The sequence below is a fragment of the Streptomyces sp. NPDC001156 genome (assembly GCF_053598275.1).
The window spans coordinates 82,691-101,550 of the sequence record NZ_JBSFJX010000011.1; the positions used below are offsets into that span (position 1 = coordinate 82,691).

General features: G+C 70.7%; 18 protein-coding genes and 1 pseudogene. 9 read left to right on the forward strand and 10 right to left on the reverse strand.

From position 1 onward, the window contains the following. Positions 1-262 precede the first annotated feature (262 nt). The 6 genes and pseudogenes from ACWDA7_RS08745 to ACWDA7_RS08770 form a co-directional block, all read right to left on the reverse strand. A complete protein-coding gene (locus tag ACWDA7_RS08745; protein ID WP_450603433.1) occupies positions 263-1,315 on the reverse strand; it encodes a hypothetical protein in 1,053 nt (350 codons plus the stop codon). Continuing rightward, positions 1,315-1,989, reverse strand: a complete 675-nt coding sequence (locus ACWDA7_RS08750; RefSeq protein WP_450603465.1) for an RNA polymerase sigma factor — start codon at positions 1,987-1,989, stop codon at positions 1,315-1,317. Before ACWDA7_RS08750 ends, ACWDA7_RS08745 begins: the two co-directional genes overlap by 1 nt. A 503-nt stretch (positions 1,990-2,492) precedes the next feature. Next, positions 2,493-3,153: pseudogene (locus tag ACWDA7_RS08755) on the reverse strand (RNA polymerase sigma factor). A 146-nt stretch (positions 3,154-3,299) separates the two neighbouring features. After that, positions 3,300-3,617, reverse strand: a complete 318-nt coding sequence (locus ACWDA7_RS08760) for a hypothetical protein (protein WP_450603466.1) — start codon at positions 3,615-3,617, stop codon at positions 3,300-3,302. 225 nt (positions 3,618-3,842) lie between these two features. Then, positions 3,843-4,418: a hypothetical protein gene (locus tag ACWDA7_RS08765; protein ID WP_450603434.1), complete on the reverse strand. Its 576-nt coding sequence runs from the start codon at positions 4,416-4,418 to the stop codon at positions 3,843-3,845. 163 nt (positions 4,419-4,581) lie between these two features. After that, positions 4,582-6,156, reverse strand: a complete 1,575-nt coding sequence (locus ACWDA7_RS08770) for a beta-N-acetylhexosaminidase (protein WP_450603435.1) — start codon at positions 6,154-6,156, stop codon at positions 4,582-4,584. A 312-nt stretch (positions 6,157-6,468) separates the two neighbouring features. Between ACWDA7_RS08770 and ACWDA7_RS08775 the strand changes: the two genes are divergently transcribed. The 7 genes from ACWDA7_RS08775 to ACWDA7_RS08805 all read left to right on the forward strand — a co-directional run bounded on the left by ACWDA7_RS08775 (position 6,469) and on the right by ACWDA7_RS08805 (position 11,654). Further along, a complete protein-coding gene (locus ACWDA7_RS08775; RefSeq protein ID WP_450603436.1) occupies positions 6,469-7,077 on the forward strand; it encodes a 2-oxo-4-hydroxy-4-carboxy-5-ureidoimidazoline decarboxylase in 609 nt (202 codons plus the stop codon). A 167-nt stretch (positions 7,078-7,244) separates the two neighbouring features. Continuing rightward, complete coding sequence (gene sdhC / locus ACWDA7_RS08780) at positions 7,245-7,625, forward strand: succinate dehydrogenase, cytochrome b556 subunit (RefSeq protein WP_359393834.1); 381 nt, start codon at positions 7,245-7,247, stop codon at positions 7,623-7,625. A gap of 5 nt (positions 7,626-7,630) precedes the next feature. After that, positions 7,631-8,113 carry a succinate dehydrogenase hydrophobic membrane anchor subunit gene (locus ACWDA7_RS08785; protein WP_359393837.1) on the forward strand — a complete coding sequence of 161 codons (483 nt, stop codon included), beginning with the start codon at positions 7,631-7,633 and terminating at the stop codon, positions 8,111-8,113. Between the two features lie 19 nt (positions 8,114-8,132). Next, a complete protein-coding gene (sdhA, locus tag ACWDA7_RS08790; RefSeq protein WP_450603437.1) occupies positions 8,133-9,887 on the forward strand; it encodes a succinate dehydrogenase flavoprotein subunit in 1,755 nt (584 codons plus the stop codon). Continuing rightward, complete coding sequence (locus ACWDA7_RS08795) at positions 9,887-10,648, forward strand: succinate dehydrogenase iron-sulfur subunit (protein ID WP_450603438.1); 762 nt, start codon at positions 9,887-9,889, stop codon at positions 10,646-10,648. Before sdhA ends, ACWDA7_RS08795 begins: the two co-directional genes overlap by 1 nt. Positions 10,649-10,795: 147 nt before the next feature. Further along, positions 10,796-11,362 (forward strand): hypothetical protein, encoded by a 567-nt coding sequence (locus tag ACWDA7_RS08800; RefSeq protein ID WP_450603439.1) that lies wholly within the window; start codon positions 10,796-10,798, stop codon positions 11,360-11,362. A gap of 151 nt (positions 11,363-11,513) precedes the next feature. Beyond that, complete coding sequence (locus ACWDA7_RS08805) at positions 11,514-11,654, forward strand: hypothetical protein (protein ID WP_450603440.1); 141 nt, start codon at positions 11,514-11,516, stop codon at positions 11,652-11,654. A gap of 441 nt (positions 11,655-12,095) precedes the next feature. Here ACWDA7_RS08805 and ACWDA7_RS08810 read toward each other — a convergent pair whose 3' ends face one another. The 4 genes from ACWDA7_RS08810 to ACWDA7_RS08825 all read right to left on the reverse strand — a co-directional run bounded on the left by ACWDA7_RS08810 (position 12,096) and on the right by ACWDA7_RS08825 (position 16,515). Beyond that, on the reverse strand, positions 12,096-12,359 hold the full coding sequence (locus ACWDA7_RS08810; RefSeq protein WP_359393847.1) for a TM2 domain-containing protein: 264 nt from the start codon (positions 12,357-12,359) through the stop codon (positions 12,096-12,098). Positions 12,360-12,622: 263 nt separating this feature from the next. Further along, the gene (locus ACWDA7_RS08815; RefSeq protein WP_450603441.1) at positions 12,623-13,030 is read right to left on the reverse strand and encodes a DUF2752 domain-containing protein; all 408 of its coding nucleotides are present in this window, start codon (positions 13,028-13,030) and stop codon (positions 12,623-12,625) included. Further along, positions 13,023-13,424, reverse strand: coding sequence for a TM2 domain-containing protein (locus ACWDA7_RS08820; protein WP_450603442.1), 402 nt, complete (start codon positions 13,422-13,424; stop codon positions 13,023-13,025). Before ACWDA7_RS08820 ends, ACWDA7_RS08815 begins: the two co-directional genes overlap by 8 nt. A 688-nt stretch (positions 13,425-14,112) precedes the next feature. Continuing rightward, entirely contained in the window at positions 14,113-16,515 is a 2,403-nt protein-coding gene (locus ACWDA7_RS08825) for an MMPL family transporter (RefSeq protein WP_450603467.1), read from the reverse strand. A 157-nt stretch (positions 16,516-16,672) separates the two neighbouring features. On the opposite strand from ACWDA7_RS08825, the gene ACWDA7_RS08830 reads away from it, so the two are divergent. Beyond that, positions 16,673-17,377 (forward strand): response regulator transcription factor, encoded by a 705-nt coding sequence (locus tag ACWDA7_RS08830; protein ID WP_450603443.1) that lies wholly within the window; start codon positions 16,673-16,675, stop codon positions 17,375-17,377. Then, complete coding sequence (locus ACWDA7_RS08835; RefSeq protein WP_450603444.1) at positions 17,374-18,843, forward strand: ATP-binding protein; 1,470 nt, start codon at positions 17,374-17,376, stop codon at positions 18,841-18,843. The genes ACWDA7_RS08830 and ACWDA7_RS08835 overlap by 4 nt, the downstream gene beginning before the upstream one ends. Positions 18,844-18,860 lie beyond the last annotated feature (17 nt).

Sequence of the window (18,860 nt, forward strand, 5' to 3'; positions counted from 1 at the left end):
GGTCAGACGGCTGCGGGAGGGATCAGGTCCGTTTCGCTGCGGGTGCCGGCGAACCCTGCGGTCGATGGATCGGCGGTCTTGGTCCGGCGGCGGGTGGGTGCGTCGGACGGGGGGCCGACGGGTCGGCGGCCGGGAGTAACGCGACGGGTACGGGCCGGTGGGCGGGCCGGAGAGGCGGCCGTCGGAGGAGCGGGCGGGGCAAAGCGGCCGATGGGCGGCCACCCCGGCCGGACAGGCAAGCGACGGCTCGGCTACCGGTGGGTCACTGCCCGTCGGACGGGCTCAGCGCGCTGTACGTCGGGCTCGGGGACGCCGTCTTGTCCGGGAGGACGGAGGCCGGGGCGCCGGACTTGGCCGTCGGCGGGGCGACGAGGCTGTTACCGCCCGGCCATATGTGGCCCTCGCCGTCGCCTGCGGTGCCGCCCTGGTCGCCGTCGCCGCCGTCCTTGCCGCTGCTGCCGTTGCCGTCCGTGCCGGAGTCCTCGCCGCCGTGGTGCGTACGGTCCTCGCCCCGGCCCAGGACGCCCGTGCAGAACTCCTTCACCCGGCCGCTGCCGCCGGCCGCGTCCTCCAGGCCGCGCAGTCGCCGGGTGCCGAGCTCCCTGCCGTTGACCAGGTCACGGCAGGAGGAGCGCACCCTCGTCCACCATTCCTCGTTGCGGCCGTCGGTGCGGTTGTCGGTGGGGCCCGTCCGGTGGCTCGGGAGGGACCCGGCGTTCGCCTCGTCGTGCGAGGAGTCGCCCTGCGTGGGCGCGCCGCTCGTACCGCCGGGCGTCACCGAAGGGGAGCCGCCGGTCTCCGAGCCGCTGGGCGTCGGCGTGAGCAGCGGCTGCTGGGAGTTCACGGAGGCCGACACGGACGCGGCGGGGCCCGGTTCATCACCGAAGGGCGTCGGCAGAATTCCGGTTCCGGCCGCCACCGCGACGCCGCCGATCATTGCCGCGGCCACCGCCGCGGCGAGACCGAACCGCACCGGTCGCCCCCAGCGGACCTTACGGCCACCGGTGGCCGGACGGCCGAGGCGGACCAGCCCGGCGTCCAGGGGGTGGGCCGCGGGCTGCCGGTGCACGGGCCGGTCGGGCGCCGTCCGCTCGCCGTCGCGGGCCGTGCGCGCGGTCCGGAAGGCGGCCAGCGCCTCGGCCTCGCCCGGGAGTTCGGCGCCGGTCGACAGGGGTGTCGCGGCGAGTGCGGCAAGGGCCTCCGCGAGCCTGTCGGCGTGTGCGCGGGTGTCGTCGTCGACGGCGTCCAGCGGCTCTCCACGGAGCAGACGCTCAGCCGCGTCACCGTCCAGCCACTTGTACTGCTCGTCGGCCATCACATGTCCTTCTGCGTCCGCGAACGCGTATGCGTCACACCGGCGGACGACACCGTGCGCCTGTGCATGTCTCGCTGGGAAGGCAGGGCGCCGAGCACGCCGGCGGATTCCGGATCGGTCTCCGCGCCCGCATCGATCAGCTCCGCGAGCCGTTTGAGGCCACGATGCGCCGCCGTGCGCACGGCCCCGGGCCGCTTGCCGAGCGTGTCGGCGGCGGTCTTGGCGTCGAGGCCCACGACGACGCGCAGCACGACGGCCTCCGCCTGGTCCTGCGGGAGCTGGGCGATCAGGGAGAGGGTGCGTCCCGTGGCCAGGGACTCGATCGCCTCGCCAGCCGTGTCCGACTCGGCGGCCTTCCCGCTCAGTTCGGTCTCGTCGCCGCCGATCGCGGGCCGGCGTCCGCGCATGCGTATGTGGTCGAGTGCGCGGTTGCGGGCTATCCGGGCCGCCCAGCCGCGGAACCGGTCGGCGTCACCGCTGAACCGCTCGAGGTCACGGGCGATCTGCAGCCATGCTTCGGAGGTGACGTCCTCCGCGTCCGGGTCGCCGACCAGCGTCCGCACATATCCGAGCAGCCTCGGGTGCACCGCTCGGTACACAGTCCGGAACGCGGTCTCGTCCCCGTCTTGTGCCGCAAGCACCGCGGCCGTCAGCTCCGCGTCGTCCCCCAGCAACCCGAACTGCCCCTCTGTGCGCTTGAGCCGACACTGCTGTGGCGTGCCGGATCTCGCCGTCGTGATTCTCATCGTGGCCTGCGGTCTGTGGCCCGCTCGTGGTCTGCGGCGGTTGTATCACCCGTATTGCTGATCGTCCGCGGTCGGCGCGAAAGGCACGTTACGGCCTGAAACCGCGCTACGTCCACGACAGTACAACGTGCAACCAACTCGTGACGCGGTGAGGTGTGACAGAAAACGCATCCACGGCGCTGTAGTGAGTACGGGCCGCCGCGCGGCCCGTGCCGCGCGACGGCCGGGGCCTCTCCTGTGGGGGGTGGCGGCCCCGGCCGTTGCCATCGGCCGTTCCGCGGACCCCGGTTGGGGGGATCCCCCGCCCCGGAAGAACCGACACGGACAGTGCGCGCTTTCTCTCCGCCTTCTTACCGCGTGTCCTTCTTACTTACCGTTGGCGGATACGGAGTTCCCGGACGGCTTCGCGGCCCACCCGGTGTCGGCTTCGCCTACATCCCGGCCGACTTGACGGCCTGCCCGCGCTCGTTCGACTCCCCCGGTGTTGCGGGGCAGTCCTCCGCTCTCGCGTCACGTCGGGGCGCGCCGAGTTCGCGGGCGAGACGCTTCAGACCCCGGTGGGCGGCGGTGCGGGCCGCTCCGGTGCGCTTGCCGAGAACACGGGCGGCCGCGGGCGCGTCGAGGCCGACGACCACGCGCAGCAGCACGGCCTCGGCCTGGTCGCGCGGCAACCGCGAAACGAGCTCCACGGTGCGCTCGGCGGACAGGGACTCCAGGGCCTGATCGTGGGTGTCGTGGCGGCCGACCGGCTCGGGTACATCGTTGTCGGGCGCCGTGGCACTGGGGCGGACGCGCCGGCGGCGCAGATGGCCGAGTGCGCGGTGCCGGGCGACGGTCGCGGTCCAGCCGCGGAAGCCGGCGCCGTCGCCCCGGAACCGCCGCAGGTCGCGGGCGATCTCCAGCCAGGCGTCGGACGCCACGTCCTCCGCGTCGTCGCCGACGAGCCCGCGCAGATATCCGAAGCAGCCCCGGTTGCACGATCCGGTAGGCGACCGCGAAGGCGCTCTCGTCCCCCTGCTGGGCCCGTACGACGGCCGTCCCCAGCTCTCCGTCGCGCTGCTGTGCGCGGCGGGGTTCCCCTGCCTGGCCCAACGCTGTCCTCGTTCGTGGCGAGTGGTCCCGCATCCCCACGCGTACGGCACACCGCTCGTGCCCACGCCCAAGGTCATCAGCGTCGGCGTCCACGGAAAGGTCACTGCCCGTCAAGAAGCCTGGCGCGCCGCGCCGTCCGGCGCCCGTCAGGACCCGGCCGTGCCCGTGGCGTCCCGGCACAGCAGTCGCAGCGAACCGTCGCCGTGGTAGCAGCGGCGGGCCTCGTCGACGGGGTCCCAGAGGCGGCCGTCGGGCGTGCGCACCCAGTGGTCGCTGCCGGCCGTCCACCACTCGCCGCCGGTCAGCCGGATCACCACTTCGCCCGCGTACGCGCCGAATCCGCGCAGCACCGTCTCCACGGCGGCGTACGGCGCGCGCTGCCGGCGTATGTCCTCGATCGTCCGGTCCACCCGCCACAGGCTCTGCGCGGAGTAGTCGAGCCGCAGCCGGGCACCCTCGCGCATGGTCGTGACGACGTCGGCGGCCCAGCGCACGGGCTTGTTCGCGGCGTGAGGCCTGGTCAGCTCAGTTGCGTTCACAACCAGGAGAGCGTGGCCCGGCCTCCGGGTGTCACGCCGTCCGGAGGGGGTCCCCGACACCGGTGCAGGACCGCCGCAACGAACCACAGGACGGACACAGGATCCTTGCACCGAGAGGGGTTGACCCAGGTGGGGCAGCGTTTCCCGGGGTTACGAGCGGCCTCGTGCGCGCCGGGACACCACGGCCCGCAGCACCCGGCGCCCCTCGGTCGACACGTCCAGGGCCTGGCGCAGTCCGCCCGCCCCGTGGCCGGTGACCAGCTCCAGTACGGCGACCTGGCGCCGCAGTTCGGCGGCGACCAGCGGCGGCACCCCGTCCGTGCGGCCCTCTCGGCAGGCCGCCACCGAGAACTCGCCGTCGTCGGCGGCGGGGTCCAGCAGCCGGTGTATCCGCAGCGCGGCGACCGAGCAGGCGTCGGCCCACTGACGCAGGGCGTCCACGGACACCTCCCCGGGGACCGCCGCCAGCATGCCGCGGGCGAGCTGCGCGGCCTCGGCCTCCGAGGCGCAGTCCGCCTCGTCCCCGGTCTCCTCCTCGATCCCGAGTCCGGCGCGCGCCTTGTCGAGCCGCTCCTCCCAGTCATGGCCCTCGACGAGGCTCGCCCAGAGCGGGCGCAGGACCTCGTCGTCGCCTCCGAGCAGCGGGACACAGCGATCCAAACAAGCCAGACCGCTCGCCGCGAGTGCTCGCTCGTCGGCCTGTTCGATCAGGTCAACCAGGCTCATCACGCCTCCTCGGAACGCCGCGTGGGGGCGTTTCACGTCTACGGATCCCGCACTTCCCCTTACTGCGTGCAACCTACCGGGAGTGTCACCGGGGCACCACGCCCAGTCGTCCGGGAGTTCGAGGAAGAGGTTTTCGGCCAACTGCGGCTCCGCGGCGGTGGTCTCAGCCGAGGCGGTTCGCCAGTTCCTGGAACTGTGTCCAGGACAGCGCCGGCGTCCTCGGGTCCCAGAGCTTCTGGATGGTCGCCCGCAGCGGCATATGGATCCCCGCCGCCACCTGGTCCTGGGTCTGCGCGTAGGCGCGGTCGCTCCACACCGCGAACACCCCGCCGAGGATCTGCCCGTCGTACGTGGGGGACACCGCCGTACTGCCCCGCAGCACGCGCGGGTTCCACTGCTCGTAGATCCGCCGGCCTGTCGGGTAGACGAAGGTCTGCGGCTGGCCGAGCACGTAGTAGAGGTACTCGTCGTTGTAGTTGATCACCTTGCGGCCCCCGGCCAGGTAGCCGTCGGGCTGCCGGGCGCCGATCTCCTTGCCGGTCCAGTACGCGGCCTCGAGATCCTTGGCGGGCTGCACCGAGGCGGTCCGGTAGAAGCCGTCGTTCCAGGCACGCATCGTCCGGCCGTGCCCGCGCATCACGTTCGCGCGGTCGTTCAGCCAACCGGTCGCGAGGTCGGTGATGCCCGCGTTCGGCCCGTACTTCGCCCTCGCCGCGGCGGCGAGCTGAGGGTAGGACGCGGCCGGATTCGCCACCGTCAGCGCCTGGTACTCGTCACCGCCCAGATGCCAGTACGCGCCCGGGAACACCCCGGCGAACTCGTTGAGGAGGTCGTCCACGATCTTCGCGGACTCCGGCTTGGAGATGTCGAGTGTGCCGCGCGGCGCGGTGCCGTAGACGCTGCGCAGCTGCAGGTCGGGGTGCGCGTCGATGACCGCGCCCAGATGTCCGGGCGAGTCGATCTCGGGAACGATGGCGATGTGCCGGCTCGCGGCGAGGTCCACGATCGTCTTGACCTCGGCCTTGGTCAGGTGCTCCCGGGACACGATCTCCGGATGCGAGGAGGACTCGATACGGAAGCCCTGGTCGTCGGAGAAGTGCAGGCCGAGCTCGTTGTACTTCAGATCGCCCAGTTCCCGGATGCGGTCCTCGATCCAGCTCGCCGTGTAGAACTTGCGGGCGATGTCGATCATGAACCCGCGGCGCGGCTTGGCGGGCGCGTCCTTGACGACGCCCTCGGGGGCCGTCCCGCCGCCGTGCACCTCCTGCTTGAGGGTGCGGGTGCCGTAGAAGACGCCGGCCTCGCCCGGACCGGTGATCCGCACCCGCCGGTTCTGGACGGTCAGCGTGTACGACTCCTGGTCACCGCTCCCGCTCAGGCCCAGCTCCACGTCGCCGTCGCGGGCCCCGGTCTGCCCCGCGTACGTCATGCCGAGCTCACCGGCCAGCAGCTGCCCCTCGTCGGCGAGCGGCGCGTTGTCGATCACCACGCGTGCGCCGGAGGCGGGCCGCCAGCCCGGACCGTGGGCGGGGGTGTGCTCGCGGACAGCGGGGATCGTGGCAGGCGCCTGGGACAGCGGATAGGTGGCCGTCGGTGCCGGAGTCCTGGCGCCGCCCGGCGGGCTGACGGACGGGCCGCCGCCGGAGGGCCAGAACGCCACGGCCGCGGCGACGGCGCCCGCCACGACGATTCCGCCGCCCACAAGCAACCCGTTGCGCTTTCGGTGCGTCTCCTTCACAGGAACCCGTCGTCTCCGGCCGGTCACCGCAGCACACCTCGCTCCACACCCGTATCAGGCCCCGTCGTGCGCATGCGCCGGTGCGGCGCCTGACGCACCCCGCACGTCCGTATCGGTCCGGCTTTCCACCGCACGTCGTCCACCTCCACGCGCCTGTCCCCTTCCGAACCTACGACCCCCGCCCGCCCCACCTGTCCACTGGACGCACCGGGACTCTCCCATCCGGGTGATTTCCGGGCAGCGCCTGGACGGGCACCCGACCGCCGCGGATAACGTGGCGCCGGTTTCCCGCACACTCCCCTGCCGACCCGCATGTGGCGTCCGCCCGACGCCGCGCCCGCCACTCGCCGAGGACCCACGCTGCCTTCGCACCGTCCCCCGCACCTCCCCGGCTCCACCGCCCTCCCGGCGCAACGCCGCAGCAAGGCCCCCACGGGTCTTGCGCGGTTCAACTCCGCGCCCGCCGAGGACGTCCGGCGTGCCCTGCTCAGCTGCTGCCGTAGCCTGCGCTGGGCCGACCGCGTCGCCGACCACCGTCCCTACCCCGACCTGGACTCCCTGCTCGCCGCGGCCGACGAGGCGGCCTACGACCTCACGTCCGCGGACATCGCCGAGGCCCTGGCGAGCGAGTCGCTCACCCTACTGCCGGCCGGTGCGTACTCCGCCGCCCGTACCGCACTGAGCGCGGCGCACGCGGCCTACGAAAGCAAATTCGGACACACGTTCGTCATCTGCCTGGACGACGTGACGCCCGGGGAGGCGGCCGACCAGGTGCTGGCCGCCATCCGGTCACGGTTGACGAACGATCCGGAAGAAGAGCGTCCGCTCGCGGCGGAGGAGCTGCGACGACTGGCGCGAGGACGACTCGCACGTCTGGTCCAGGACTCCCGTGAGCGGCCCGTGGTCGAGCACACCCGATAGCCCGTCCGTGCTCGTTTGATCGCCGGTTCGATCACATCGGCAGGGCCGCCGTGAGCGTTCCGACAACACGTCGCTACGATGCTGGGGGCCGGTGGACCGTACCCGGCTGGGCCCGACCGACACAGAAGCCGGCGCGGCCCTAGTCCCCGCTCCCGGAGGGTTCTTCCGTGCCGGCTGGAACGCTGTACCGCGGCCGGGAAGGAATGTGGTCCTGGGTGGCTCACCGAGTCACCGGCGTCCTCATTTTCTTCTTCCTGTTCGTACACGTGCTGGACACCGCTCTCGTCCGTGTCTCCCCCGAGGCCTACGACAAAGTCGTGGCCACGTACAAGACGCCGATCGTCGCCGTGCTGGAGTACGGCCTCGTCGCCGCCATCCTCTTCCACGCGCTGAACGGCCTGCGTGTCATCGCCGTCGACTTCTGGTCGCAGGGCCCCCGCTACCAGAAGCAGATGCTGTGGACCGTCGTCGGCATCTGGGTCGTGCTGATGCTCGGGGCCATCTACCCGGTCCTCGGCCACGCCGCTCGTGAAGTGTTCGGGAGCTGACGCGCATGTCCACGACTGAAACCACCCCCTCCGGCATCGGCCCCGTCGAGGGCGCCACGCTGTACGACGTCGACAACCCGGCGCCGCTCATCGAGGCGCCGCGCAAGCGGACGCTGAAGACCCCGAAGTCGACCCGCGGCAACTTCGAGATGTACGGCTGGCTGTTCATGCGCCTGTCCGGCATCGTCCTGGTCGTCCTGGTCCTCGGCCACCTGCTGATCCAGCTCGTCCTCGACGGCGGCGTCTCCAAGGTCGGCTTCGCCTTCGTGGCCGGCCGCTGGGCCTCCCCGTGGTGGCAGGTCTGGGACCTGGCCATGCTGTGGCTCGCCATGCTGCACGGCGCCAACGGCCTGCGTACGGTCATCAACGACTACGCCGAGCAGGCGAGCACGCGTCTGTGGCTGAAGGCGCTGCTCTACACCGCCACGGTGTGGACCATCCTGCTGGGCACGCTGGTGATCTTCACCTTCGACCCGAACATCCGCTAGGCACGGGGCTGCGAGAATCATGAAGATCCACAAGTACGACACCGTCATCGTCGGCGCCGGCGGCGCGGGCATGCGCGCCGCCATCGAGGCCACGAAGCGCAGCCGCACCGCCGTGCTGACGAAGCTCTACCCGACCCGCTCCCACACGGGCGCCGCGCAGGGCGGCATGGCCGCCGCGCTGGCCAACGTGGAGGAGGACAACTGGGAGTGGCACACCTTCGACACGGTCAAGGGCGGTGACTACCTGGTCGACCAGGACGCCGCCGAGATCCTGGCGAAGGAGGCCATCGACGCGGTCCTCGACCTGGAGAAGATGGGCCTGCCGTTCAACCGGACGCCCCAGGGACGGATCGACCAGCGCCGCTTCGGCGGTCACTCCCGCAACCACGGCGAGGCCCCGGTCCGCCGCTCCTGCTACGCGGCCGACCGCACCGGCCACATGATCCTCCAGACGCTGTACCAGAACTGCGTCAAGGAGGGCGTGGAGTTCTTCAACGAGTTCTACGTCCTGGACCAGCTGATGACCGAGGTCGACGGCGTCAAGACGTCGGCCGGTGTGGTGGCCTACGAGCTGGCCACCGGCGAGATCCACATCTTCCAGGCGAAGGCCGTGATCTACGCCTCCGGCGGCACCGGCAAGTTCTTCAAGGTGACGTCGAACGCGCACACGCTGACCGGTGACGGCCAGGCTGCGGTGTACCGCCGTGGTCTGCCGCTGGAGGACATGGAGTTCTTCCAGTTCCACCCGACCGGCATCTGGCGCATGGGCATCCTCCTCACCGAGGGTGCGCGCGGTGAGGGCGGCATCCTCCGCAACAAGGACGGCGAGCGCTTCATGGAGAAGTACGCGCCCGTCATGAAGGACCTGGCGTCGCGTGACGTCGTCTCCCGCTCCATCTACACGGAGATCCGCGAGGGCCGGGGCTGCGGTCCCGAGGGCGACCACGTCTACCTGGACCTCACCCACCTCCCGCCGGAGCAGCTCGACGCCAAGCTGCCCGACATCACCGAGTTCGCCCGTACCTACCTCGGCATCGAGCCCTACACGGACCCGATCCCGATCCAGCCGACCGCGCACTACGCGATGGGCGGCATCCCGACGAACGTCGAGGGCGAGGTCCTCGCGGACAACACCACGGTGGTCCCGGGCCTGTACGCGGCCGGCGAGGTCGCCTGCGTGTCCGTCCACGGCGCCAACCGCCTCGGCACGAACTCGCTCCTGGACATCAACGTCTTCGGGCGTCGTGCGGGCATCGCCGCCGCCGAGTACGCGGAGGCGGCGGAGTACGTGGAACTGCCGGAGAGCCCCGCGCAGCTCGTGATCGACCAGATCGAGCGGCTGCGCGCGTCCACGGGCACCGAGCGCGTGGCGGAGCTGCGCCGCGAGCTGCAGGAGACCATGGACGCCAACGTCATGGTGTTCCGCACCGAGCAGACGATCAAGACGGCCGTCGAGAAGATCGCCGAGCTCAGGGAGCGCTACAAGAACGTGGCGATCCAGGACAAGGGCAGGCGGTTCAACACGGACCTGCTGGAGGCCATCGAGCTGGGCAACCTGCTGGACCTGGCCGAGGTCATGGCGGTGTCGGCCCTGGCCCGCAAGGAGTCCCGCGGCGGTCACTACCGCGAGGACTACCCGAACCGCGACGACGTCAACTTCATGCGCCACACCATGGCGTACCGCGAGGTGGGCGCCGACGGCACCGAGTCCATCCGTCTCGACTACAAGCCGGTCGTCCAGACCCGCTACCAGCCGATGGAGCGTAAGTACTGATGGCTACCCCTGTTCTGGACAAGGTCGAGGCGGAGTCCGCGGCCTCTCCGTACATCACCGTCACCTTCCGGATCCGCCGTTTCAACCCGGAGGTCTCGGCGGAGGCGACCTGGGAAGACTTCCAGCTGAAGATCGACCCCAAGGAGCGCGTCCTCGACGGTCTGCACAAGATCAAGTGGGATCTGGACGGCACGCTGACGTTCCGCCGCTCCTGCGCCCACGGCATCTGCGGCTCCGACGCCATGCGGATCAACGGCAAGAACCGTCTGGCCTGCAAGACGCTGATCAAGGACATCAACCCCGAGAAGCCCATCACGGTCGAGCCCATCAAGGGCCTCACGGTCCTCAAGGACCTGGTCGTGGACATGGACCCGTTCTTCCAGGCGTACCGGGACGTCATGCCCTTCCTGATCTCGAAGGACAAGAACGAGCCGACCCGTGAGCGTCTGCAGTCCCCGGAGGACCGCGCGCGCTTCGACGACACGACGAAGTGCATCCTGTGCGCCGCCTGCACGTCCTCGTGCCCGGTGTTCTGGAACGACGGCCAGTACTTCGGCCCGGCGGCCATCGTCAACGCGCACCGCTTCATCTTCGACTCGCGTGACGACGCCGGCGAGCAGCGCCTGGAGGTCCTGAACGACAAGGACGGCGTGTGGCGCTGCCGCACGACGTTCAACTGCACGGACGCCTGCCCGCGCGGCATCGAGGTGACGAAGGCCATCCAGGAGGTGAAGCGAGCGCTGATCACGCGCCGCTTCTGATCTCCTCGATCCGGCTTCAGGGCCCTGTTTCCGTCACTCCGGAAACAGGGCCCTCGGGCGTTTTGGCGGGTTCTCGCTCCTGTCGATCCGTTCCTTCCGCGGTCACACTGCGACGTGGGACGAGGCCGTACGCCAGAGGGGGGCACCGTGGCGGACAGACCCAGCGAAAGGGACCGCCCGCGACCGTACGGATACGAAGCCGCGGTGAAGGACGCCTTCTTCATCGCGGCGCCGCTGTTCACCGCCGGATCCCTCTCGTTGGCCGGTGTGGTCGCTGGAGCCGACAAGGCGTTCCGCGTGCCGGGGCTGACTCTGCTGATGCTCGTGGCCAGCTCCCTGGTCCTGGTCGCGGCCATACAGATCAACTACTACGCACGGCAGTTCGTCTTCACGGTCAAGGACCTCCATGAGCATCTGGGCCACTTCTCGGCGTGGGAGGACCTGGGCGAGAGGGAGCGCACACGGGAGTTCGTGCACATGCGTGAGATGGCCCGTGATCGAAATCGGAAATACGCCCGGTACTCGGCTTACTGCTTCAACGTCGGCGTTCTGCTGCTCGGGGTGGGTGTCGGCTTCGCCCTGGCACCGCCCGACGGCGGAAAGCAGTTCGTCTGGCGGTGGATCGCCAGCGTCATGGTCTTCGCCGCGACCGTCGCGGAAGGCGTGTGGATCTGGTTCCTGATCTTCAAAGACACGGCTGGGAGGCAAAGCTGATGCTCTACGACACCGTCCTGCCCGGGGTGGTTCCGCCGCCTCGATATGCCTGTCGCTCGGCTCCTGCGGCACGGGATACAACAGCGCGGACAAGGACAGACAAAACCTGTTGCGCGCCCTCAGCGGCGAAGCAGAGGAACTCCGTACGTTTTTGAAGCGATACCCCGAAGAGGTTCCGCACTATCCGTCGACCTGCCGGCTGAAGGACGTTCCGACCGCACTCATCGTCAACTGCGAGGACGAGCGCGAAGCCCTCCTCTGGGAAGAACAGGTCCGCGAGAAACTCAAGTAGCCCCCTCTCCGCACAGCCCGATCGGCACCGCCTACTACCATGTCGCCGCGGTCGCCTCCGGTGCCCGGCTGCAGCAGCAGGGCGAGTAGTGCCCCGCACGCGATGAGGGCCAGCACCGTGGCCGTCAGGTCGTCGGCGGTCACCGGAAGCAGGCGCCGCCAGTCACTGCGTCCTGTGAAACTGCCGGCGCGTACGAGTCCCCAGACGCAGGTGACGGAGAGCCCGCACGGGACGAGACCGACCGTCAGCCGCCGCCGCACGAAGCCGCCTCCCCCATGAACCCGCTCCCACGGGCATCACACGTCACACGTCCTGAGGCCTCTCAGTATGACCGTCACACCGGACGGCAGTACGAGCCACCACCGCAACGGGCCCGGACACGGTTCGAGGGCCCGCCCCCGGGGAGCAGGCCCTCGCATCGTGAACCGTGTCCAGCCGCGCTCAGCCGCGCAGCACACGCCCCTGCTTGTCGGTGCGGTCGTTGCTGGTGAGGAACAGGATTCCGTCGATCAGCGCCCAGATGCCGAAGCCACCGCAGGTGAAGAGCTGGGCGATCGCCACGCCGGTGCTGCCGACGTAGAAGCGGCCGACACCGAAGCCGCCCAGGAAGATCTGCAGGATACCCGCGACGATCTTGGACTTGTCGGAGTACGGGCGGCCGAGCGGGTCGACGCCGTAGGGGGCCTCAGGGGTGGGGACGGTCATGGATGTTGCTCCTGGATGTGCCGTATGGAGTCACGAACCGAAACGGACATGCTCCGGACTGGATGAGCCCAGGAGGGATCCCACGACGAAGTCACGCACAGCCATCCCCCCTGCGACCCGCGAGCTTAGGGAGGCGGATGGGACGGACGGGAGTGGGATCGAACGATCGTTCCCATTCCGTGATCAAATTCCGGTCAACTTCCCTGCAAATCAGGCCTGGTCACGTCGCATCAGCCGGCGTGGCCGCCCGGCCGGTGCACGGCTCAGACGACGTTGCGCACCACGGTCCACACCACGGCGGTCACCAGCACAAGGGCCTGTCCCCGGCGGCTCAACCGCGGCTGCCAGCGGCGTCCCCGCAGGCCTTCCACCATCCAGCGCCCCAACAGCGCCAGCGCGTAGGGCGAGGCGAGCAGCAGGGCCCGGTTGTCCATCCAGGCCGCGGCGAAGTGACCGTGCATCAGGTCGTACACCATGCGGGTGCCGCCGCAGGCGGGGCAGAGCAGGCCGGTGACGAGCCGGAACGGGCACTGGGGCAGGAGATGGCCGGGCTGGTGCGGATCGGTGACGTAGAGGTACCCGGCGCCGGCCGCCCCGGCGGCGAGCACCGCGAGGGGTGCCGCCGCCGGATGCCCGAGCAGGGACCTCGGGCGCGGCAAGGCCTCAGCCACGCAGGACCCGGCCCTGGGCGTCGGTCTGGCTGTCGCTCGTCAGCAGGATGATGCCGTCGATCAGGGCCCAGATGCCGAGGCCGCCGCAGGTGAAGAGCTGGGCCAGGCCCATGCCGACGTTGCCGATGTAGAAGCGCCCGACGCCGAGGGTGCCGAGGGCGAGTTGCAGTACACCCGCCACGATCTTCGACTTGTCGGAGTACGGGCGGCCGAAGGGGTCGTAGCCGTAAGGGGCGTTCGGGTCACCGGTGTACGTCCCCGGCGGGACGGGACCGGCGGCGTACCCGTACGGCCCGGGCGGCTGCTGGGGATACCCGTACCCGCCGGGGCCCTGCCCGTAGGGATTCGATCCGTAAGGACCCGGCTGCTGCGGCTGCTGCGGCTGCTCGCTCAAGGGGACTTCTCCTGGGGCCTACGCGGAAGAACCGCGAAAACACGAAAAGATGATGAGGCCGGACATCATGCACGAGGCACCCGGCCGTGCAGAAGCCGGGGCCGTGTGAATCGGCGTCGGGCACCCCGGCAGGGGCCGGCGCGCGGGGCGTCGCCCTGGCCGGATTCCGGTGCTGCGGGCCCTGTCCCCGAGCTGCACAGGCTCACCAGTTGGATTAGCGAAGCGTAGTGAACCTGTGGCAGAGTGTGACGCGCACGCCCGGCGCCCAGGCGACGTCGGGCACCCTCCTCGGTCGGGTCTTGCGGCCCGGTCGACCAGCGTCCGGAGGGACGTGCCACGCGGGCTGGCGGCTCCTGTCGTTCAGTACCAGGGCACGAAGGCGATTGGCTCCCAAGGCTGAGCAACGCTCAGGCTCGCCAAGCCAATCAGAGACGCTGTGCATCCGCTTCCTGCCGGGGATGACGAAGATGCTGTCGGATCCGGCGGCCGGAGAGCAGGGCGGGTGATCACTTTCGGGTGAAGCCCACCGAAAGGATCACCTGCCGTCCAGCCTGCCGCCGATGATGCTCTCGCCACCGGCCCACGGGAGGCCGCCCACATCCCCGGGGAGCTCGTCACACTCCCCGAGTCCGTGGGCGGCAGAGTCGGACCTGACGTCGCGCGCGTCCTCGAGCCGGCCCGGTCTGGGTCAGTTGACGGCGTCCACCTCGTGGCCCGTCAGTTCCACGTCGTGCACCAGCGGTTCCTCCCCGACGACGACGTGCCGGGCTCGGGAGCCGTACGCGGACGCCGTCGCCGCCACCAGATAAGTGCCGGGCGCCGGGACCGAGACGATGTACGAGCCGTCGGCCAGTGAGGTGACCCGGTCCAGCTGACGGCCGCCCTTCGACAGCACCGTCACCGCCGCTCCCTCGACCGGGTCGCCCTCCGCGTCCCGTACGAACCCGTGCACCACGCTCGCGATGCCCGGCTGCGGCGTCTCCTCCGCCGCCGCCTGCGGCTCCACCGCCAGATGCGGCAGCCGCTTCTCCAGCCACCCGGGCAGCCACCAGTTCGCCCGGCCGAACAGATGCATCGCCGCCGGTACCAGCGCCGTCCGCAGGATGAACGCGTCCAGCGCCACCGCCGCCGCGAGACCGACGCCCGCCATCGCCGCGCCCGAGTTGCCGCTGAGCACGAAGGCGAGGAAGACGCAGACCATGATCAGGGCCGCGGAGTTGATGACCCGGCTGGTCTCCGCGAGGCCCACCCGGACCGCGCGGGCGTTGTCCTCGGTGTGCACCCACTCCTCGTGCATCCGGCTCACCAGGAAGACCTGGTAGTCCATCGACAAGCCGAAGAGCAGCGACAGCATGATGATCGGCAGGAAGGCCTGGATCGGGCCCTCCTTGCCGAGACCCAGCAGGTCGAGGCCCCAGCCCCACTGGAAGACGGCGACCAGGACCCCGAAGGAGGACGCCGCGGCGATCAGGTTCATTACGCCGGCCGTGAGCGGTACCACGAGCGAGCGGAAGGCGATCAGCAGGAGCAGGAAGCCGAGCCCGATGATGGTCGCGATGAAGTACGGCAGACGGTCGCCGGTGACGGACGCGAAGTCCTTCGAGACCGCCGTGACACCGCCGACGTGCGCCTGTGCCCCGGCCTTCGGGATCACCTCGTCGCGCAGGGTGTCGATGAGTTGGTCCGTCTGCTCGGACTGCGGTGAGGTGGTGGGGACGACCTGGATGACGGTGACGCCCTGAGCGGGCGGCAGCGCGGCGACCCGGGCCACTCCGTGGGTCTCGCGGATGCCCTTGACCAGCGTGGCCGTGTCGCCGCCGACGGAGACCACCTGGAGCGGGCCGTTGAAGCCGGGCCCGAAGCCCTCGGCGAGCAGGTCGTACGCCTTCCGGGTCGTCGTGGAGGCGTCGTCGTTGCCCTGGTCGGCGGCTCCCAGCCGGAGCGAGAGCACCGGCAGGGCGAGTACGGTCATGACCACCACCGCGAGCACGGCGATCGTCCGGGGGCGCTTCTGCACCGTGGCCGACCAACGCGCCGCGAGACCGCTCGCCCGCTCCGGCTCCGGCCCCTGTGCCTCGAGCCGCCGCCGCTGCCGCCTGCTGAGCACCCGCGGGCCGAGGAGCCCGAGCAGCGCCGGCAGCAGGGTGACGGCGGCGAGCACGCTCAGCACGACGGTGAGCGAGGTGCCGATGACCACGCCGTCCAGGAAGCGCAGGTTCGTCACCAGCATCCCGGCGAGCGCGATGCACACCGTGCCGCCCGCGAACAGCACCGCCCGGCCAGAGGTGTTGAGGGCGATGACCGCCGACTCCTCCGGTTCCAGACCGCGCAGGATGCCGCGCCGGTGCCGGGTGACGATGAACAGGGCGTAGTCGATACCGACGCCGAGGCCGATCAGCGAGGCGAGCAGCGGCGCGATGTCGGGCACGGCCGTGACATGGCTGATCAGCTGGGTGCCGAACAACCCGATGCCGACGCCGAACACCGCGACGGCGATCGGGAGCAGCATCGCGAAGAGCGAGCCGAAGGCGAGGAACAGCACGACGGCCGCCGCCACGATGCCGACCGACTCGGACAGCCCCGCGGGCGGCTGCTGGATCCGGGTGATCGCCTGACCGCCCAGCTCGACCTGGAGTCCGCCGCGTTCGGCATCCTGCGCGGTGTCGACGACGTCCTGCACGAGCTCTGTGGGCACCTCGTTCGCCCGCTGGGTGAAGGTCAGCTGCGCATACGCGATCTTTCCGTCCCCGCTGATCTGCGCCGCGCCGTGGGCGCCCGCGTACGGGCTGCCCACCGCGCCGATCCCCGGCATCCGCGCGATCTTCGCCAGCGCGGGTTCGATCCGCGCCCGGACCGCCTCGTCCCTGACCGACCCCTCGTCGACCTTCCACACCACCGTGTCGGTGTCGCCCGACGCCTTCGGGAAGGCCTTCGCCACGAGGTCGTACGCGGTCTTGGAGTCCGTGTTCGGCAGGGAGAAGACGTTCGCGTAGTCCGTACCCCTGGCGGACGCGGTCGCGCCCACCCCGAGCAGCGCCACCACCCACAGCAACAGGACCAGCAGCCGGTGTCGATAGCACCACCGCGCCAATGTCGTCACTCTCCACGCTCCTTCATCAGGTCCCCCGAGTCCTGGAGCTCCAGCATCCGCAGTGGCGGGCGCGGACGGGCGTTCCGCGCCATGACTCTCAAGGAACTCCAAAGCGCCCACGGACCCGCCGCCGATGCCGCCGCGGATACTGGTGGACATGACCGTCAACGAGGCAGCGCACGAGGGAGCCACGGTCCTCGTCGTCGAGGACGAGGAGAGCATCGCGGACGTCCTTGCCATCGCCCTGCGCTACCACCGCTTCCAGGTGATGACCGCGGGCACCGTCCGCGAGGCGCTGGCGCTCGCCGAGCGCACCCGGCCCGACGCGGCGCTGCTGGACGTGATGCTGCCGGACGGCGACGGCCGTGCGCTCGGCCACGAACTGCGCGCCCGGCGGCCCGATCTCGCGCTGGTCTTCCTCACCGCGCGCGACGCGCCCGCGGAGATCGTCGGGGCCCTCGGCTTCGGCGACGACTACATCACCAAACCGTTCAACATAGACGAGGTGATCGCCCGGGTACGGGCCGTGCTGCGCCGCACCCGCCCCGCCGACGTCCTGCCGCAGCGCCCGCCGCTGCGCTATGGCGACCTGGAGCTGGACGAGACGACGTACTCGGTCCACCGGGCGGGCCGCACGGTCGAGCTGACCCCCACCGAGTACGCGCTGCTGCGCTTCCTGGTGCGCAACGGCGGTCGGATCGTGCCCAAGGAGCAGTTGCTGCGGCATGTGTGGCAGTACGAGCACACACCGCCGGAGTCGACGGTCGTCGAGACCTACATCAGCTATCTGCGCCGCAAACTCGAGGTGCTCGGCCCACCGGTGATCACCACGCGCCGCGGTGTCGGATACGGACTGGCATGAGGCTGCGCACGCTGCTCCCGGCGCCCCGGCCCCGAGGCGTCCGCTCCCTGCGGGGCAAGCTGACGCGGGCGAACGTGGGCCTCCTGGCGCTCGGCATCGTCGCCGCGACGGCCATCAGCCTGATGGGCATGCGGCACTACGTGCTCGGGCAGATCGACACCGAACTGACCAAGTCCCGTGACTCGCTCACCCGTTCGCACCTGACGCTGCGGGAGATCGACTCGCTCAGCGCGGTGGCGGTCGTCCGCGACCGGCTGCTGCCACACAGCCGCGGCGACTCCCCGAACCCGGACACCGTCTTCGCGGCCGTCGACCGGCACGGCGCGGTGCTCGGCGTCGCCGGTCTGAAGCCGACCGCCGCCCAGGAGGCGCTGGCCTCCACCGTCCACGACCCTGCCCCTCTCGCCAAGGAGCCGCAGCCGCGCGACATCCAGCTCGGCGGCGACCCGTACCGGGTGACCGGGGCACGGCTCGCCGACGGCACATACGTCCTGCTCGCCCGGTCGACCGGTGTCCTGCACACGGGCATCGCCAAGGCGCTCAAGCTCGATCTCGCCGTCGGGACCCTGCTGCTCGCCCTGCTCGCCGCGCTGACGATGATCAGTGTGAGCCGGCGGATGCGGCCGCTGGAGGACATGGTGGAGACGTCGTCGGCGATCGCGGAGGGCGATCTGACCCGGCGCGTGCCCTCCAGCAGGGAGACGTCCCTGGAGGTGGAGCAGCTGCGCACCGCCCTCAACTCCATGCTCCACCAAGTGGAGTCGGCGTACCGGACGCGTGAGCGGAGCGCCGCCCAGCTGCGCCGCTTCGTCGCGGACGCCTCCCATGAGCTGCGCACCCCGCTGTCGGCGATACGCGGCTATCTCCAGCTGTACGACAAGGGCATGCTGACCGATCCGCAGGAGCGCAAGCGGTCGTGGGAGCGGATGATGGCCGAGGCGGACCGGATGGGCCGCCTCGTGGACGAGCTCCTCACCCTGGCACGCCTCGACCAGCGGCCCGAACTCCGCTTCCGGAACGTCGACGTGAACCGTCTGGTGCGGGACGCGGCGGAGGACCTGCGGGCCCAGCAGCCAGACCGTCCGGTGACCGTGGACGCGGAGGGCGCGCTGCTGGTGCGGGCCGACGAATCGGGGCTGCGGCAGGTGCTCGGCAACCTGGTGGCCAACGTCCGCGTCCACACGCCCGCCGACGTGCCGGTACGGCTCGGTCTGGAGCGGGAGGACGGGGTGGTGCGGCTGTGTGTCGCGGACAAGGGACCCGGGCTTGCGGAGGAGGACGCGGCGCGGATCTTCGACCGCTTCTTCCGCGCGGGCGGGGGCGCGGGCAGCGGGCTCGGCATGGCGATCGTGCAGGGCGTGGTGGCGGCGCACCACGGCGAGGTGTCGGTGCGCACGGCGCCGGGCGAAGGCCTGGCGGTGACGGTGACACTCCCGGCGCGGGCATCCGACCACCGTCACGGGTGAGCGCCCGGACCCCTCGG

Bases quoted from the DNA above. Each gene is read 5' to 3' on its own strand.
- ACWDA7_RS08795 (WP_450603438.1), top strand. From the start codon at position 9,887: ATGGCTACCCCTGTTCTGGACAAGGTCGAGGCGGAGTCCGCGGCCTCT.
- ACWDA7_RS08810 (WP_359393847.1), bottom strand. From the start codon at position 12,359: ATGACCGTCCCCACCCCTGAGGCCCCCTACGGCGTCGACCCGCTCGGC.
- sdhA (WP_450603437.1), top strand. From the start codon at position 8,133: ATGAAGATCCACAAGTACGACACCGTCATCGTCGGCGCCGGCGGCGCG.
- ACWDA7_RS08760 (WP_450603466.1), bottom strand. From the start codon at position 3,617: ATGCGCGAGGGTGCCCGGCTGCGGCTCGACTACTCCGCGCAGAGCCTG.
- ACWDA7_RS08835 (WP_450603444.1), top strand. From the start codon at position 17,374: ATGAGGCTGCGCACGCTGCTCCCGGCGCCCCGGCCCCGAGGCGTCCGC.
- ACWDA7_RS08785 (WP_359393837.1), top strand. From the start codon at position 7,631: ATGTCCACGACTGAAACCACCCCCTCCGGCATCGGCCCCGTCGAGGGC.
- ACWDA7_RS08745 (WP_450603433.1), bottom strand. From the start codon at position 1,315: ATGGCCGACGAGCAGTACAAGTGGCTGGACGGTGACGCGGCTGAGCGT.
- ACWDA7_RS08830 (WP_450603443.1), top strand. From the start codon at position 16,673: ATGACCGTCAACGAGGCAGCGCACGAGGGAGCCACGGTCCTCGTCGTC.
- ACWDA7_RS08775 (WP_450603436.1), top strand. From the start codon at position 6,469: ATGTGGCGTCCGCCCGACGCCGCGCCCGCCACTCGCCGAGGACCCACG.
- ACWDA7_RS08765 (WP_450603434.1), bottom strand. From the start codon at position 4,418: ATGAGCCTGGTTGACCTGATCGAACAGGCCGACGAGCGAGCACTCGCG.